Below are 16,690 nucleotides of genomic sequence, written 5' to 3'. Positions count from 1 at the left end.
CATATGTCTGGAGGATTAGTTACAGCTGCATACATTGTTGCCGCGATCCTGTTTATTTTCAGCCTGGCGGGGCTTTCGAAACACGAAACCTCTCAACAGGGTAACAACTACGGTATCGCCGGGATGGCGATTGCGCTGATTGCCACGATTTTTGGCCCGGAGACCGGCAACGTTGCGTGGATCCTGGTGGCGATGATCATCGGCGGCGCGATTGGTATTCGTCTGGCGAAGAAAGTCGAGATGACCGAGATGCCGGAGCTGGTGGCGATTCTGCACAGCTTCGTCGGTCTGGCGGCGGTACTGGTGGGTTTCAACAGCTACCTGTATCACGACACGGGCCTGGAACCGATTCTGGTGAACATTCACCTGACGGAAGTGTTCCTTGGTATCTTCATCGGTGCGGTGACCTTTACCGGTTCCGTGGTGGCGTTTGGCAAACTGCGCGGTAAGATCTCTTCTAAACCGCTGATGCTGCCGAATCGTCACAAAATGAACCTGGCGGCACTGGTTGTTTCTTTCCTGCTGCTGGTGGTGTTTGTTCGTACCGAAAGCGTGGGTCTGCAGGTTCTGGCGCTGCTGGTGATGACCATTATTGCGTTAGCCTTTGGCTGGCATCTGGTGGCGTCCATCGGCGGTGCGGATATGCCGGTCGTCGTTTCAATGCTTAACTCCTATTCAGGATGGGCGGCGGCGGCGGCGGGCTTTATGCTCAGCAACGATCTGCTGATCGTCACCGGTGCGCTGGTCGGTTCTTCCGGTGCGATCCTGTCTTACATCATGTGTAAGGCGATGAACCGTTCGTTTATCAGCGTGATTGCCGGTGGCTTTGGTTCTGACGGTTCTTCTACGGGGTCTGATGAAGAAGTCGGTGAGCATCGTGAGATTAATGCGGAAGACACGGCAGAAATGCTGAAGAATTCGCACTCCGTGATAATCACCCCGGGCTATGGCATGGCCGTGGCACAGGCGCAATATCCGGTTGCTGAAATCACCGAGAAACTGCGCGCGCGCGGCATCAAGGTACGTTTCGGTATTCACCCGGTAGCAGGGCGCTTGCCAGGTCATATGAACGTGCTGCTGGCGGAAGCCAAAGTACCCTATGACATCGTGCTGGAAATGGATGAAATCAATGATGATTTCGCCGATACCGATACCGTGCTGGTGATTGGCGCCAACGATACGGTAAACCCGGCGGCGCAGGACGATCCGCGTAGCCCAATCGCCGGTATGCCGGTGCTGGAAGTATGGAAAGCGCAGAACGTTATCGTGTTCAAACGTTCTATGAACACCGGCTATGCTGGCGTGCAGAATCCGCTGTTCTTTAAAGAAAACACCCATATGCTGTTTGGCGATGCCAAAGCCAGCGTGGATGCGATCCTGAAAGCGCTGTAATCGTCAGCGCAAACCAAGACGGCCTCTGCGGAGGCCGTTTTTTTAATACTCCGCTATTCATGATTACCACTCATAAACCCATACGGTTTTAACCGTCTAATCACCGTAAAACGCCGTGTATATACTGCTTCCTGACTTTTTAGAACATAACAGGGCGCTATGAGTACACGTAAACATGCCTCGTCGGCGGCTATAGCAAGCCAGACTGGTCTTACTTTTATTCTGATCCTCAGTGGCCTGATGGCCTTTGCCTCGCTTTCCACCGACATTTATCTTCCGGCAATGCCGACAATGGCAGAGGATTTACATGGCAATGTAGAACTGACGATCACCGGTTTTTTGGTAGGTTTCGCCATTGCGCAATTGATTTGGGGGCCGATAAGCGATCATCTGGGACGGCGTAAACCGCTGTTAATTGGCATGGTGCTTTTTATCATCGGCTCCGCAGGATGTGCGATGTCCACGAGTATTACGCAAATTGTTTTCTGGCGAGTTTTTCAGGCGTTTGGGGCCTGTACCGGACCTATGCTGGCGCGGGCGATGATCCGCGATCTCTTTGCACGTACTCGCGCGGCGCAAATGCTTTCAACTCTGGTGCTGGTCATGGCGATTGCGCCAATAGCAGGACCGTTGATTGGCGGACAAATTATTCGCCTGAGCACCTGGCACTCTGTTTTTTGGCTGCTGGCGGTGATAGGAGCGCTGATGTTTATCTCCTTAAACTGGCTGCCGGAAACATTGCCGGAAGAGAAACGGGTGAAAGCTTCTTTAGCTGGCGCATTTCGTAATTATCGTTCGCTATTCGCCAATGGACGTTTTATGCGCTACACCCTGAGCCTGACGTGTTATTACGTTGCCGCGTATGCGTTTATTACCGGTTCGCCGTTTGTTTATATTAGCTATTATCATGTTGAACCACAGCATTACGGCTGGCTGTTTGCGCTCAATATTGTCGGAGTCATGGTCATGAGCGTAGTAAACTGTCGTCTGGTGCAACGGCATTCTCTGGAGCAACTGCTAAAGTATGCGACGATGCTGGCGGCGCTGGCTGCAGTGGCGCTTGCGGTGCTGGTTAAGCTGGAGTCAGGTGGCGTTGAAGCCATTATCATCACCGTTTTTCTGTTTTTCTCAATGAATGGCATTATTGCTGCTACTTCAACCGCTGCCGCGCTGGACGCGGTACCGAGCATCGCCGGTTCAGCCTCCGCGCTGATTGGCGCGTTACAATACGGTAGCGGCATTATCTCGTCATTGCTGCTGGCCGCCTTCAGCGACGGAACACCATGGACTATGGCCTGGATAATTGCGTTATTTACGTTGTGTAGCGCCGTTCTGGCGCTACGGGCTAAACGATAAAAATGCCCGCAATGGCGGGGCGAATTCACTCTTTATTGAGATCGCTCAGCAACACGGCAATGCTTTGACCGCCGTTGGTTTGCTCAAGCGCGATTTTCACGATGATGGTCAGCGGCACAGAAAGCAGCATCCCGACAGGCCCCAGTAACCAGCCCCAGAAGATTAACGACAGAAACACCACCAGCGTAGACAACCCAAGTCCACGCCCCATGATCCGCGGTTCGAGGATATTCCCGAACACCAGGTTAATGACCAGATAACCTGCGAAAACCACCAGGGCGTCATAAAGGCCGCTAAATACCAGCACCTGAGCAATAGGGGGAATGGCGGCCAGCACCGAACCGATATTAGGAATATAGTTGAGCGCAAAGGCCAGCAGTCCCCAGACAAAAGCGAAACGCACGTCGAGTGCGGCAAGCATGCCCCAGGCCACCAACCCGGTCACAATGCTGATCGCCGTTTTGAGCACCAGATAGTGGGAAACGCTGTCGATGGCTCGTTGAATCGCCGCCATTCCCTCAATGGGACGACTCATCATTTGTTTGAGTTTGTTGGGTAACTGCGGTACTTCCAGCAGCATAAAAACCACCGTCAACAGCAGTAAAAATATCGATGACATGGCATTAGACAACTGCGCCAGTAAATTGGTCACCAGCGTCATTGCCGCGTTCGGGTCGATATATTTGACGAGTTCATCCACGGAAACGCCGATCCCTGCGCGCTGTAACCACGGCTCAAGGTTTTTGAGGGGGATAACCAGTGAAGAGCGATACTGCGGCAGCGTTCGTGCAAGCTCATTTAAGGATGTACCTAAATACGCTAATAGCAACACCATTAGCATCACAATAATAACAATGAGCAATGATACCGCTATTACGCGCGGTATGCGAAGTTTGACCATCCGCTGCACCACGGGGTTAAGCACGACGGCAATAAATAACGCCAGAATAAATGGGACGATGATATCTGCGGCAACGCGGATGCCGCTCAGGATGATAACCAGCATGCCCAGCATAATGACTATTTTTAGGCCGTTAAGCGTGATGATCGGTTTCGCCATGTGTATTCCTGCATTTTTCATTTTTGAATCTGAATAATAATGTGATTTGCGTCGAGCCGTTATAACAAAAATCAAATGGGGCAGGTAAAGAAGTGAAAAGACTTTGAGTTCGCATTGAAGCTATGGTACAAATCATCTGTGTTTAACTACCGAGGACAATTATCATCCGCGATGATGAGAAGCAACACTGCGGATAATTGTAATATTATGGACAATATGTTCAGGATGTTTTTGCGTTTACCTTCACTTCTTCGTACCTCCTCCACTTTCTTGCTTGCGGGTGAGCAACACTGGCGCAACGCGCTTTAGTCCTTTCTTCTGCCTGAGCTGGCGCTGTGCGCTGAGCTAACTAATTTTATTTTTTGGTTTACTGCATGCAGTAGGCCCAAAGGACTATATTCTCAAGCAGGAGAAGCATTATGTTTTACTGGATATTATTAGGTCTGGCCATCGCGGCTGAAATTACTGGTACGCTGTCAATGAAATGGGCAAGCGTCGGCCATGGTAATTCGGGCTTTATTTTAATGCTGGTAATGATTGCCTTATCGTATATTTTTCTCAGTTTTGCCGTTAAAAAAATTGCCCTTGGTGTGGCCTATGCCTTATGGGAAGGTATCGGTATTTTATTTATTACGCTGTTCAGCGTGCTGTTATTTGACGAAACCTTGTCCACGATGAAGGTGGCTGGACTGGTCTCGCTGGTGTTAGGTATTGTGCTGATTAAATCCGGTACACGAAAACCGACAAAGGCGGGCAGAGAGGTGAGCCATGCAGCAGTTTGAGTGGGTTCACGGCGCATGGCTTGGCATAGCCATTGTGCTCGAAATCGTCGCTAACGTCTTTTTGAAATTTTCAGATGGGTTTCGCCGCAAGACTTATGGCGTGCTGTCGCTGGCAGCGGTGTTAGCGGCCTTTAGCGCGCTGTCCCAGGCGGTAAAAGGTATCGACCTTTCTGTTGCCTACGCCTTGTGGGGCGGCTTTGGGATTGCCGCGACGTTAGCGGCAGGTTGGGTATTGTTTGGTCAGCGCCTGAATCATAAAGGCTGGATCGGTTTGGCGCTGCTGCTTGCCGGAATGGTGATGATTAAACTTGCCTGATCTCAGTGCTGCCCGTTACTACGGGCAGCATAAGTTATTTGTTCGCCAACTCATCCAGCTTATCGCGAAAACCGGTCACGGATATGGCGCGATTATCGGCCCGCCAGCGATCTTTCGCCGCCGGAGCGGAGCTTTGTACACCAATCAACTGCCAGCCAGTATCTGTCTTCAACATCAATGGTGAACCGCTGTCGCCCGGGAGTGTGTCGCACTGGTGCGACAAAACGGTATTCTGCGCCCAACCGGTCACCACGCAATCCTGATGCGTGTACAAGTCATCGAGATGATCTTCCGGGTAACCCGACTGCGTAACTTTACGATCTGCGGTTTTCAGCGCCGCGGTTAATGCCGTTTTATCACCTTCAAATAATGGCAGCGGTGTGATGCCAGAAGGTGGGTAACGCAGCACCACCAGACCAAAATCCCACGGGGCCGCGGAAGGCGGCACAATCCAGCCATCGCCATCGGCTTTTAAACGTTTTCCGAGCGAGGGATCAACCCGTCCTTCAATGCCGTGGATCTCGTAGCGCCAGACACCCTTTTTCGACACGAAGCGTAATGCCACGGCTTTATCCGGCTTGCCTTTCGGGGGGGTGAGTAAGCAGTGTCCGGCAGTCAGTGCCAGACGTGGTGATATGAGCGTGGCGGTACACAGGTTACCGCTGGCGGTTTCCAGTTGCCCGATAGCGTCCCAAGGAGATTGCGTTGGGTCAGTCACTTTTATGCGATCGTCATGACCAAAAAACAGCGTTTTTACGTTTTCTGCTTCAGCGCTGGCCGTTGCAGGCTGGTCCGCATGCGCAACGACAGGAAGTAAACAAATTGAACCCAGTAACACAGCAATGGTTTTATGCATATCACACTCTGGTGGGGAATTATGATTTTTAACAGCAAACCCTCAGTTAATACTATAGACGGGACGGCGGGAAAGTGGGAGTAAAATCAGATAACTACACTCAGGAAAGATAAAAATGCATGGCAATGAGGGCGCAAATTATCAGGGTAATAAGAATGAACTCAAAGCGATAATGTGACACCATTTTACCCTCCAAAAGGCGGCGCTAAATCAGGTCGATTTAGCGCCGTATGCTATGGCGTGGGGGACGCCATAGTAACTATAAATGTGTTATGCAGCTGGTTGAGCAGCGGGTTTAGCGGTGTCGTGTTTTACGGCTTTTTTGGTGTGTTTTTTTGCTGCCTGAGCTTTCTGCTCTGGTGCTTTTTGTTCTGCAGCGGGTTTGGTCGCTGCTTTTTTGGTGTGTTTCTTAGCTGCCTGCGCTTTCTGTTCTACAGCCGGTTTTGTGGTGGATTTTTTAGCGTGTTTCTTGGCAGCCTGCGCTTTCTGCGGTGCTGCTTTGTGCTGTTTTTTATGATGAGTGGTTTTTGCCGGAGCTGCTTTGGTGGTTGCAGCAGCAGCCGGAGCGGTGGTAGCAGTTGTTTCAGCAGCAAATGCAGCAGAAGACAGACCCATAGCAGCGGCAGCAACCAGAGCTAATACTTTTTTCATTCTCATACCCTCGATTTGGCTTTTCATTCAACCCCACTGCGGGGCCGTTGAAATAACTATATCGCTGTAATCACAGGGCTTCCGTGAGTCATTGGTTTCGGCGTGTAACGATATGTACAATGACTCACGGTATGAGATTACAAATAGCGGGCTTCCAGGTGAGCGCGGAAATAACGGCTGCTGAGCGGCTCTCCGGTGGCCTGGGTAATAAGCTGTTCAGTGGTAAAACGGCTGCCATGCTGCCAGATATTCTGACGTAACCAGTCAAACAGGGCACCAAACTCACCTTGCGCAATAGACTGCTCTAAATCAGGCAATGCGCGGTTAGCGGCACTGAATAACTGCGCCGCATACATGGCGCCTAAAGTATAGGAAGGGAAGTAGCCAAAGCCGCCATCGGTCCAGTGAATATCCTGCATACAACCGTTACGATAGTTACCGATGGTTGACAGCCCAAGCCAGGACTGCATTTTCTCATTCCACAATGCCGGGATATCATCTACTTCAATATCGCCATTAATGAGCGCGCGTTCGATTTCATAACGCAGGATAACGTGAGCAGGATAGCTCACCTCGTCGGCATCAACACGGATAAAACCGGGTTTAACCTGCTGGTTCCAGGCGATGAAATTGCTTTCTTCAAACGCAGCCTGATCGCCAAAGTGGCGCGTCACAGCAGGAATTAACCGCGTCAGAAATGCTTTACTGCGCCCCAGTTGCATCTCAAAGAACAGACTCTGGGACTCATGAATGGCGGTTGAGCGTGCCAGGGCGATAGGTTGCCCTGACCAACTGTGCGGCAGATTTTGCTCATAGCGGGCGTGACCGGTTTCATGGATCACGCCAAACAGCGCGCTAAGTAATTCGTTTTCATCATAGCGGGTGGTGATACGCACATCTTCAGGTACGCCACCACAGAAGGGGTGCGCACTGATATCCAGTCGACCAGCAGTAAAATCGAATCCCAACTGCGCCATCGTTTCAAGGCCCAACTCTCGCTGGATTGCGGTTGGGAAAGGCCCAACCGGGGCGATGAGCGACTGCTGAGACTGCTTTGCCACCACCTTGTTGAGCAGATCCGGTAACCAGCTCTTAACGTCTGCAAACAAGACATCCAATTGGGCACTGGTCATCCCTGGTTCGAATATGTCCAGTAGCGCGTCATACGGCGAACAGCCTGTGGCTTCGGCACGCAGCCGGGCTTCTTCACGACTGTGCTTCACGACCTCTTTCAGGTTTTCGGAAAATCCCTCCCAGTCATTGGCTGGTCGCTGGCTGCGCCAGGCATGCTCACAGCGGCTACCCGCGAGTGATTTCGCTTCTACCAACGATTCAGGTAGTAGGGATGCCTGATGATGCAGTCGCGACATTTCGCGCAGGTTGGCCTGCTCAACATCGTTAAGGTCTTCCTGTTGGGCTGCGGCGATCCACGTTGCCACCTCCGGGTCGGTTAACAACTGGTGCTCAAGCACGCTCAGCTCGGCCAGTGCTTCGCCGCGAGCTTTGCTGCCGCCAGATGGCATCATGGTAAACATGTCCCAACTGGCGATTGCCGAGAGGTGGGAGAAGCGAGAGAGCCGCTGGAACGTGCGGGTGAGCTGATGGTAATTATCATTGTTACTCATTTTTTGTTCTCGTTCTGTTTAGGTGTGATGAGAAGTTTACCGTGATTCATTCACTTTTCATAAACACACCTTTGTACGCGACTTTGCGTAACAGCTTTTTATAGCGAAAAGCCAGTAGCACGAGAAAACAGAGGGCATAAATAATGGGGAGCGGTGATAACACTTTTACCGACCACAGATAATGCAGCGGAAGCAAAACGGCCGCCAGGTAGACGTAGTTGTGCAACGTTTGCCAGCGTTTGCCCATTTTACGTTGCGCGGCTTGCGTGGAGGTCAGCGTCAGCAGGAATAAGATTATCCAACCAGTCATGCCCAACGTTAACCATGGGCGTGAAACCAGTTCACGTCCCAATAATCCCAGATTTTGTATACCCAACTCCAGCAGCGCATAGCTGGTCATATGCAGCGTGGCCCATGCAAAACACCATAACCCTAATAATCGACGGGTGCGATACAACAACGGCTGCTTTGCGTAGCGGGCAAGCGGTGACACCAGCAGGGTAGCAAGCAGAAACTTCAGCGCGGTGATGCCCGTAAAGTGCTGGATATCTTTACCCGGGTCGGCCCCCAACTCACCACGCTGCGCGGCCCAGAAGAGCCATAGCAGGGGTAATAAACCGGCGAGATGCAGCAGTACTTTCAGGCCGGTTATCTGTTTTGCGGTTAACCTCACTTAAAAATACTCCCGTAGATCCATGCCCTGATATAAAGAAGCCACCTCATCGGCATAACCATTAAAAGGCAACGTGGGCTGTCGCTGCACATCGAGAATGCCACCCGAACCGATAAAACGCTCTGTGGCCTGAGACCAGCGGGGGTGATCGACTTGCGGATTGACATTGGCGTAAAAACCGTATTCGTTAGGTGCCGACATATTCCAGGTCGTCGGCGGCTGTTCACGCGTCAGCTTAATACTGACTATCGATTTAATGCCCTTGAAGCCGTACTTCCAGGGTACGGTCAGGCGTATTGGCGCTCCGTTTTGCGGCGGCAACGCTTTGCCATACACGCCCACGGTCAGAAGGGTAAGCGGGTGCATGGCCTCGTCCAGACGTAAACCTTCAACATAGGGATACTTCAACCCGCCACCAATGAAGCGATCTTTCTGGCCGGGCATTTCATCAGGCGCGTAGCGTGTTTCAAAGGCGACGTATTTGGCATGGCTGGTGGGTTCAACCAGCGCCAATAATTTATGCAAAGGAAAGCCGACCCACGGTACAACCATCGACCACGCCTCAACGCAGCGCATCCGGTAAATACGCTCTTCTAATGGAAAACGAGTCGTCAGCGCATCATGATCCAACGTTAAAGGTTTGTTCACTTCACCGCTGATGGTTAACGTCCAGGGATCGGTTTTCAGGCTACCGGCATTCGCGGCAGGATCGGCTTTATCCAGACCAAATTCGTAGAAATTGTTGTAGCCCGTTACCTTGTCTTCCGGCGTCAAGGGCAGATTGTTTTGCCAGATCTCGGGTTTTGTGAACTCGAGCGGTTTGCCCGCCGGTGCAGGCGGACGATCGTTGCCTTTAAACCAATTCAGCAGACCGGCCTGTGTCGGGGAAGAGAACGAAGCCGCCGCCGCACCTATCCCAAGAGCTTTGAGGATCTGTCGTCGTTGCATAAAAAAAACGGACTCGGCGGTAACATCAGCTTCCCGAAGTGGATGTTTTTTCTGCATAACTTTTCCTTTTTATTTTCATGTTAAGGAAAACAAATCGACGTTTCCCTGTTGATGCCTGACCTATCTATAACGTCATACTGGACGCATGCGTATCCCTGATTCCTCACGAAAAGTTAAAAATTTTGTGATAACTTCCGCCCCTTGCCTGAGGTAAGCTTTCAGCATGACGAGAGGGGGATGACACTGATGGCAGGCGCAAAAAAGATATTTTTGGTGGAAGATGACAGCGATATTGCCTCACTTTTGCAACTTAGCCTGAAGGATGAGGGGTACGAAATTATTCATGAGGCTGATGGGGCACGAGCGGTCGAGCTACTGGAGAAGCACGTCTGGGATGCCGTTATCCTCGATTTGATGCTGCCGGGCGTGGACGGTCTGGAGATATGTCGTCGCATTCGGCAAATGAGCTTCTATCTACCTGTCATTATTATCAGCGCTCGCACCAGTGAAACTCACCGCGTACTGGGGCTGGAAATGGGCGCCGATGATTATTTAGCCAAACCTTTCTCGGTGCTGGAATTGATGGCCCGGGTGAAGGCGTTGTTTCGCCGTCAGGAGGCGATGAGTCAGAACCTGCGTATGGAGGCGGGGATTATCACCGTCCATGGTGTGGAGATTGATCCATTAGCCCGGGAAGTCCGCCTGCAGGGTAAATCCCTCGATTTAACGCCGCGTGAATTCGATCTGCTCTATTTTTTCGCCCGCCATCCCGGCGAGGTCTTTTCGCGTCAGGCGTTGTTAGACCAGGTGTGGGGCTACCAGCACGAAGGATATGAGCATACGGTGAACAGTCATATTAATCGCCTGCGCACTAAAATTGAAAAAGATGCTGCGGAGCCGGAAATTATTCTTACCGTTTGGGGACGGGGCTATAAGCTTGCTGCGGTTAACGCGGAGCATCAACCATGATTTATCGATTGTCGCTGAGCCAGCGTCTGACCCTGGTCTTTACCGCTATTATGTTGATTTGCGCGGTTGCGGTCAGCGTTGTCCAGATCCGCAGCAGTAAACAGTATGGCGACGCCATGGTGCAAAGGCTCTCGCTGGAATTGGCGAGCAAGATTGTCAAAAGTGAGTCGCTTATTGATGCCAGCGGGCAGGTTAATCGGCAGACCTTAAAAGGACTGTTCAATCACCTGATGACGCTAAACCCAAGCGTGGAGCTGTATCTGGTTTCACCGTCAGGCGAGATACTTGCTGATGCCGCTCCGCCTGGGCATATTCAGCGCCAGAACATTAGCGTACAGCCGATTCAGGTTTTCCTTAATTCGGACGAGTTGCCCGTCTATGGCAATGATCCGCGCAGCAGCCTGCAAAAGGTATTCAGCGCCGCGCCAGTTTTATTTAACGGCAAGCTGCATGGCTATTTATACATTATTCTCCAGGGCGAAGATCTCAATATATTGGCGAATGCCGCCTGGCAAAAAACGCTTTGGAACACCGTGACCGGGACGTTAATACTGGTTTTATTAGCCGGTGCAATCGCGGGGTACCTGGTGTGGAGATGGGTGACGAATCCGGTGAAAAGGCTGACCGGTCAGGTGGTTAATCTGGAGCAGGACAGCATTAGCGTCATCAAACAGTTGGCGCAGAAAAAGCCCGATTTAGCTCCGGCGAATGAAATTGCGTTGCTGAACAATGCATTTATTGAGTTAGCACAGAAAATTGCTCACCAATGGGATTTATTAGCTGACAGCGATCGTCAGCGCAGAGAGTTTATCGCTAATATTTCGCACGATTTACGTACGCCGCTCACTTCACTGCTGGGGTATCTGGAAATGCTGTCGCTGAAAGCCGATACGATGACGCCGGAGGAAAACCGGCATTATCTAAGCATTGCACTGCGCCAGGGGCATAAGGTTCGCCATCTGTCACAACAGCTTTTTGAGCTGGCGAGACTTGAGCATGGCGGCATAAAACCGCAGCGTGAACGTTTTGCTATTGGCGAGCTGATCCAGGATGTGGCACAGAAATTTGATCTACCCGTTGCCACGCGTCATTTGCAGTTGCACCTTGACGTAATTGGTCCATTACCGCTGGTGAATGCCGATTTATCGATGATGGAAAGAATCGTCACGAATTTGCTGGATAACGCTATCCGTCATACGCCTGACGGGGGCGAAGTGTGGTTAAAAGTCTGGCGTGAGGAAGACCGCTTGTTAGCAGAAGTGCAGGACAGCGGGCCTGGCGTCGAAGAGGCTGTTCGCGAAGTATTATTTCAGCGCCCGACGGCGTTACTACCCCGTGAGCAGCGGGCTGAGCGTGGTGGTCTGGGCTTACTGATCGTGCGCAGAATGCTCGAACTGCATGGGGGAGATATCCGCCTGATTAATTCAACGGCAGGGGCCTGTTTCCGTTTTTCGTTGCCGCTGGCGGATTCTCCACTGAGTAGCTGATGAGAATGTTCCGCTGAAAAGAGTCTGTAACGCTATACACGTTGTAAACCGTGGGCATTGCGTAAAAGTTGGTAGGTTGTCAGTGATAATGAGAATTTTTATCATATATTGATAATTCATCAAGTTATCTTTGATAAGCGCAAGGAGATCGTATGTCACAGGATGCCGACAACCTGTATATCGTCAGGACCAAAGCGGTTGCTGGCTGTTTTACCATGTTTTTGCTGATGTTTGGCCTCACGTTTATTCCGTTGTTTTTCCCCGCCAGCCAGGTTCTGCTTGCCAAAGGGCTACTTTTTCCGCTGCTGTTTGCGCTGGAATTTGTTGTGCTGGTCCCGCTGTATTACTTCTTCTTCAGAAAAAGAGAGGGGCTGGGAAAGGGAATTTTCAACGCCAGATGGTTTGCCATTTTGTTCGTGGCGCTGCTGTTTATTCAGCTTATCCTGCCATGGTTTCTGGGCCTCAGACAAACCGAAGCGTGGGTGACCAGCCAGATATCCCTAAACAGCTACGCGCTGTGGTTATCCACTCTGACCCTGATATTTATTGCGCCAGTGTATGAAGAGATTGTTTTCAGGGGCTGTTTATTCAATGCATTCCAGTATTGGTTCAATAATAAAACCTGGCTGTCGTCGGTGGTGGTATCGGTCATTTTTGCCATCATGCATACCCAGTATGTGGATCTGCGCACGTTGCTGATGCTGTTTCTTGTGTCGCAGGTTTTGATCATCGCCAGACTGAAAAGCAACGGCCTGTTGATGCCGGTTATACTCCATATAGCGATGAACGGGACGGTTATTGCCCTGCAAATGGGGGCTCAGACGTTACAGCATGGCTGATGAAGGCGATGCCCGGAACCCGGGCATCGTGGATTATACGTGCAGACGATGGTGCAGACGTGCACCGACCAGCAACGCCAGCACCAGCATCAGGGCGATAAATCCGCCCACGCCGTTCCAGCCGTAGCTGTGCCAGAATACGCCACCCAGCGTACCGGCAATACTGGAACCCAGATAATAGCTGAACAGATACAGGGAAGATGCCTGGCCTTTAGCGCGTTTTGCCCGTGGTCCAATCCAACTGCTTGCCACAGAGTGCGCGGCAAAGAACCCGGCTGAAAAGAGCAGCATCCCGGCGAAGATCAGCCACAGCGACGTGAACAGGGTCATCAACAGTCCAACTAGCATCACGCCGGTTGAAAAGAGCATTACCGGACCACGTCCATAGCGGGTGGTCATCGACCCCGCTTTCGGTGAGCTCCAGGTCCCGGTCAGATAGGCCACGGACAACAGACCGACAACCGCCTGGCTGAGTTCCCACGGCGAGAGCATCAGACGGTAGCCGATGTAATTAAACAGCGTGACAAACGACCCCATCAGTAAAAAACCTTCCGCAAACAGCAGCGGCAACCCTCTGTCGCGCCAGTGCAAACGAAAGTTGATAAACAACGTTTTCGGTCGTAGCGACGTTGGTCTGAAATGACGAGATTCCGGCAAGATTTTCCAGAACATCAGCGCGGAGGCGAGGGCAAAACAACCGATCGCCGCCAGCGCGATACGCCAGTTAAAAAAGTCGGTAAACACGCCGCTTATCAAACGGCCACTCATACCACCAATCGAGTTACCGCTGATATATAAGCCCATTGAGAAGGCGACGAAGCTGGGATGTATTTCCTCGCTCAGATAGGTCATTCCCACTGCCGCCACGCCGCTGAGCGAAAGACCTATCAGCGCACGCATGATTAAAATACCGTGCCAACTGGTCATCATCGTCGAAAGCAACGTACAACAGGACGCGAGCAGCAGGGCGGTAACCATCACCGGCTTACGGCCTATCGCATCGGAAAGTGGACCGGTAAACAGTAAACCGATCGCGAGCATCGCCGTTGAGATGGAAAGCGAAATACTGCTGCTGGCGGGAGAGACCCCAAACTCGTGCGAGAGCACTGGCAGTATGGGTTGCACGCAATAGAGGAGAGCAAATGTCGCCAGTCCGGCCGAAAACAGCGCCAGCGTGACGCGCATAAATGGGGATGTTCCGCGTTTGATAAAACTATCCGGCGGGGTAACTCTCTGTTCATCAACATCGCTTGTCGGCGCGGTATCGACAGTGGTTGTACGGCTCACTTGAAATCCTTGCTCAATCAATTACCTCTACATGACTAGCTTTAAGAGTATGAAAATCGCATTATTCTGTCTAATATATTAATAATCTCAAATGATATCTTAAAAATATGAATATCGAGCTGCGTCATTTACGTTACTTTGTAGCGGTTGCCGAAGAATTGCATTTTGGCCGGGCGGCGGCACGGCTGAATATTTCGCAACCGCCGCTGAGCCAGCAAATCCAGATCCTCGAGCAGCAGGTCGGCGCCCGACTTCTGGCGCGCACTAACCGCAGCGTGGCGCTGACCTCTGCCGGAAAGCAGTTTCTGGCAGACAGTCGGCAGATCCTGGGGCTGGTTAATGAGGCCGCTGCCAGGGCTGAGCGTCTGCATCTGGGAGAAGCGGGGGAATTGCGTATCGGCTTTACGTCATCGGCACCGTTTATCAAAGCGGTTTCAGATACGTTATCCCTCTTTCGCCAGAGCTACCCCGCTGTACATATGCAAACCCGTGAAATGAACACGCGCGAGCAAATTGCTCCGCTCAATGAAGGAACGCTGGATTTGGGACTTCTGCGCAACACGCAGCTTCCGGAAACGCTGGAGCGTGAAATCATTCTGCATGAGCCGCTGATGGCAATGATCCCGCGCGCGCATCCGCTGGCGCAAAAGCCGGTGGTCACATTGGCGGAGTTGGCCAATGAGCCATTTGTTTTTTTTGATCCGCATGTGGGGACGGGGTTGTATGACGATATTCTTGGCCTCATGCGTCGCTATGGACTGAAGCCGACTATCACTCAGGAGGTTGGCGAGGCGATGACTATCATCGGGCTGGTGGCCGCAGGATTAGGTGTTTCCATTCTTCCCGCTTCCTTTAAACGGGTGCAATTGTATGAAATGTGTTGGATCCCGATAGCGGAAGACGATGCCGTTTCGGAAATGTGGCTGGTGTGGCCAAAACATCATGAGCAAAGTCACGCCGCGCAACGCTTTCGCGAGCAACTACTGGCGGCCGTTCAGGCGATTAATTTAGTTTAAAAATGGGCGAAAATGTGCAGTAAATCACAAGGCTAAGTAAAAAGTTGACGGAAGCCATTGAAGTGCTTCACCATAGCCCGCAGATTATTTCGGAGCGCGAAAATAAAGGGAGTAAGTGGTGGTTGCTGATAGTCAGCCTGGGCATATCGATCAAATTAAGCAGACCAATGCGGGCGCGGTTTATCGCCTGATTGATCAGCTGGGTCCGGTATCGCGCATTGATCTCTCTCGCCTGGCACAATTGGCGCCTGCCAGTATTACTAAAATTGTCCGCGAAATGCTCGAAGCGCACCTGGTGCAAGAGTTGGAAATCAAGGAAGCGGGCAGCCGTGGACGTCCGGCCGTTGGGCTGGTTGTGGAAACGGAAGCCTGGCACTATTTATCCATTCGTATCAGTCGCGGCGAGATCTTTCTGGCGCTGCGCGATCTGAGCAGCAAACTGGTGGTTGAAGATTGTCTTGAAATGGCGCTGGTCAGTGAAACACCATTGCTGGAACGCGTTATTACCCAGGTCGATCAGTTTTTCATCCGCCACCAGCAAAAGCTGGAGCGCTTAACCTCCATCGCCATTACCTTACCCGGCATTATTGATACTGAAAACGGTATCGTTCATCGCATGCCATTCTACGACGATGTCAAAGAGATGCCGCTGGGTGAAGCGCTTGAAAATCATACCGGCGTGCCGGTCTATATTCAGCATGATATCAGCGCCTGGACTATGGCCGAGGCGCTTTTTGGCGCATCGCGCGGCGCACGCGACGTCATTCAGGTGGTTATCGATCATAACGTGGGGGCCGGAGTAATCACCGACGGTCATCTACTGCATGCCGGCAGCAGTAGCCTGGTGGAAATTGGTCATACCCAGGTGGACCCCTACGGCAAACGCTGCTATTGCGGCAACCATGGTTGCCTGGAAACGATCGCCAGCGTCGACAGCGTGCTCGAACTGGCACAGGTACGCTTGAAGCAGTCAATGAGTTCTTCTCTACACGGGCAACCGTTAACGGTAGACGCGCTGTGTCTGGCGGCGATGCAGGGGGATTTATTGGCGAAAGATATCATTAGCGGTGTCGGGACCCATGTCGGACGGATTCTGGCCATCATGGTGAATTTGTTCAACCCGCAAAAGATATTGATTGGTTCTCCGCTCAGTAAAGCGGCGGATATTTTGTTTCCCACTATTGCTGACAGCATTCGTCAGCAAGCGCTCCCGGCCTACAGTCAGCATATTGTCGTCGAAAGTACGCAGTTCACCAATCAAGGGACGATGGCAGGGGCGGCGCTCGTGAAGGACGCGATGTATAACGGTTCTTTGTTGATTCGTCTATTACAGGGTTAACATTTTTTAACTGTTGTACGAAAAATTGCGCTATCTCAAGCCGATTCTCGTCGTCATACCTTAGACTTTCTCCACTGTATTATTTTCCTGACTT

18 protein-coding genes are annotated in these 16,690 nt (G+C 51.6%); 10 read left to right on the top strand and 8 right to left on the bottom strand.

Annotated features, from left to right (window positions below; translation table 11 throughout):
• Window positions 1-3: 3 nt before the first annotated feature.
• The gene (gene pntB, locus OGV38_RS20595; RefSeq protein ID WP_016153031.1) at window positions 4-1,392 is read left to right on the top strand and encodes a Re/Si-specific NAD(P)(+) transhydrogenase subunit beta; all 1,389 of its coding nucleotides are present in this window, start codon (window positions 4-6) and stop codon (window positions 1,390-1,392) included.
• Window positions 1,393-1,551: 159 nt separating this feature from the next.
• Window positions 1,552-2,748 (top strand): multidrug effflux MFS transporter, encoded by a 1,197-nt coding sequence (locus OGV38_RS20590; protein ID WP_269517285.1) that lies wholly within the window; start codon window positions 1,552-1,554, stop codon window positions 2,746-2,748.
• A 25-nt stretch (window positions 2,749-2,773) separates the two neighbouring features.
• Here the strand turns inward: OGV38_RS20590 and OGV38_RS20585 are convergent, their stop codons facing one another.
• A complete protein-coding gene (locus OGV38_RS20585) occupies window positions 2,774-3,808 on the bottom strand; it encodes an AI-2E family transporter (protein ID WP_019076755.1) in 1,035 nt (344 codons plus the stop codon).
• Between the two features lie 138 nt (window positions 3,809-3,946).
• Here OGV38_RS20585 and OGV38_RS25190 point away from each other — a divergent pair, with 138 nt between their 5' ends.
• From OGV38_RS25190 to mdtI, 3 genes are all read left to right on the top strand, one after another.
• Window positions 3,947-4,117 (top strand): protein YdgV, encoded by a 171-nt coding sequence (locus OGV38_RS25190; protein WP_085951052.1) that lies wholly within the window; start codon window positions 3,947-3,949, stop codon window positions 4,115-4,117.
• 107 nt (window positions 4,118-4,224) lie between these two features.
• The gene (gene mdtJ / locus OGV38_RS20580; RefSeq protein ID WP_161623250.1) at window positions 4,225-4,590 is read left to right on the top strand and encodes a multidrug/spermidine efflux SMR transporter subunit MdtJ; all 366 of its coding nucleotides are present in this window, start codon (window positions 4,225-4,227) and stop codon (window positions 4,588-4,590) included.
• A complete protein-coding gene (mdtI, locus tag OGV38_RS20575; protein WP_016153035.1) occupies window positions 4,577-4,906 on the top strand; it encodes a multidrug/spermidine efflux SMR transporter subunit MdtI in 330 nt (109 codons plus the stop codon). The genes mdtJ and mdtI overlap by 14 nt, the downstream gene beginning before the upstream one ends.
• A gap of 34 nt (window positions 4,907-4,940) precedes the next feature.
• Here the strand turns inward: mdtI and OGV38_RS20570 are convergent, their stop codons facing one another.
• From OGV38_RS20570 to msrP, 6 genes are all read right to left on the bottom strand, one after another.
• Entirely contained in the window at window positions 4,941-5,762 is an 822-nt protein-coding gene (locus tag OGV38_RS20570; protein WP_101700677.1) for a trypsin-like serine peptidase, read from the bottom strand.
• A gap of 100 nt (window positions 5,763-5,862) precedes the next feature.
• Complete coding sequence (gene ydgU / locus OGV38_RS25185; protein ID WP_049259791.1) at window positions 5,863-5,946, bottom strand: small membrane protein YdgU; 84 nt, start codon at window positions 5,944-5,946, stop codon at window positions 5,863-5,865.
• 86 nt (window positions 5,947-6,032) lie between these two features.
• On the bottom strand, window positions 6,033-6,413 hold the full coding sequence (gene asr, locus OGV38_RS20565; protein ID WP_286474797.1) for an acid resistance repetitive basic protein Asr: 381 nt from the start codon (window positions 6,411-6,413) through the stop codon (window positions 6,033-6,035).
• A gap of 137 nt (window positions 6,414-6,550) precedes the next feature.
• Entirely contained in the window at window positions 6,551-8,038 is a 1,488-nt protein-coding gene (locus OGV38_RS20560; RefSeq protein ID WP_049268640.1) for a carboxypeptidase M32, read from the bottom strand.
• Window positions 8,039-8,084: 46 nt separating this feature from the next.
• Entirely contained in the window at window positions 8,085-8,711 is a 627-nt protein-coding gene (gene msrQ, locus OGV38_RS20555) for a protein-methionine-sulfoxide reductase heme-binding subunit MsrQ (RefSeq protein ID WP_137352252.1), read from the bottom strand.
• Window positions 8,712-9,716, bottom strand: coding sequence for a protein-methionine-sulfoxide reductase catalytic subunit MsrP (msrP, locus tag OGV38_RS20550; RefSeq protein WP_269517284.1), 1,005 nt, complete (start codon window positions 9,714-9,716; stop codon window positions 8,712-8,714). It lies immediately after the preceding gene.
• A 189-nt stretch (window positions 9,717-9,905) separates the two neighbouring features.
• Between msrP and OGV38_RS20545 the strand changes: the two genes are divergently transcribed.
• The 3 genes from OGV38_RS20545 to OGV38_RS20535 all read left to right on the top strand — a co-directional run bounded on the left by OGV38_RS20545 (window position 9,906) and on the right by OGV38_RS20535 (window position 12,954).
• Complete coding sequence (locus OGV38_RS20545) at window positions 9,906-10,628, top strand: winged helix-turn-helix domain-containing protein (protein ID WP_016153040.1); 723 nt, start codon at window positions 9,906-9,908, stop codon at window positions 10,626-10,628.
• Window positions 10,625-12,115 (top strand): sensor histidine kinase, encoded by a 1,491-nt coding sequence (locus tag OGV38_RS20540; protein ID WP_269517283.1) that lies wholly within the window; start codon window positions 10,625-10,627, stop codon window positions 12,113-12,115. Before OGV38_RS20545 ends, OGV38_RS20540 begins: the two co-directional genes overlap by 4 nt.
• A 152-nt stretch (window positions 12,116-12,267) precedes the next feature.
• Window positions 12,268-12,954 carry a CPBP family intramembrane glutamic endopeptidase gene (locus tag OGV38_RS20535; protein ID WP_047500488.1) on the top strand — a complete coding sequence of 229 codons (687 nt, stop codon included), beginning with the start codon at window positions 12,268-12,270 and terminating at the stop codon, window positions 12,952-12,954.
• Window positions 12,955-12,987: 33 nt separating this feature from the next.
• On the opposite strand, the gene ynfM is transcribed toward OGV38_RS20535, so the two are convergent.
• Window positions 12,988-14,241 carry a multidrug efflux MFS transporter YnfM/SxtP(Kp) gene (ynfM, locus tag OGV38_RS20530; protein ID WP_016153043.1) on the bottom strand — a complete coding sequence of 418 codons (1,254 nt, stop codon included), beginning with the start codon at window positions 14,239-14,241 and terminating at the stop codon, window positions 12,988-12,990.
• 107 nt (window positions 14,242-14,348) lie between these two features.
• Here ynfM and ynfL point away from each other — a divergent pair, with 107 nt between their 5' ends.
• Together ynfL and mlc are read left to right on the top strand one after the other, a co-directional pair.
• Complete coding sequence (gene ynfL / locus OGV38_RS20525; protein ID WP_047358410.1) at window positions 14,349-15,257, top strand: multidrug efflux transcriptional activator YnfL/SxtR(Kp); 909 nt, start codon at window positions 14,349-14,351, stop codon at window positions 15,255-15,257.
• A gap of 118 nt (window positions 15,258-15,375) precedes the next feature.
• On the top strand, window positions 15,376-16,596 hold the full coding sequence (gene mlc, locus OGV38_RS20520) for a sugar metabolism global transcriptional regulator Mlc (protein WP_016153045.1): 1,221 nt from the start codon (window positions 15,376-15,378) through the stop codon (window positions 16,594-16,596).
• Window positions 16,597-16,690: the final 94 nt, after the last annotated feature.

The sequence above is a fragment of the Citrobacter sp. Cb080 genome, from assembly GCF_030334745.1.
Taxonomy (GTDB): Bacteria; Pseudomonadota; Gammaproteobacteria; order Enterobacterales; family Enterobacteriaceae; genus Citrobacter; species Citrobacter braakii.
This window is presented reverse-complemented; position numbering and strand designations above follow the sequence as displayed.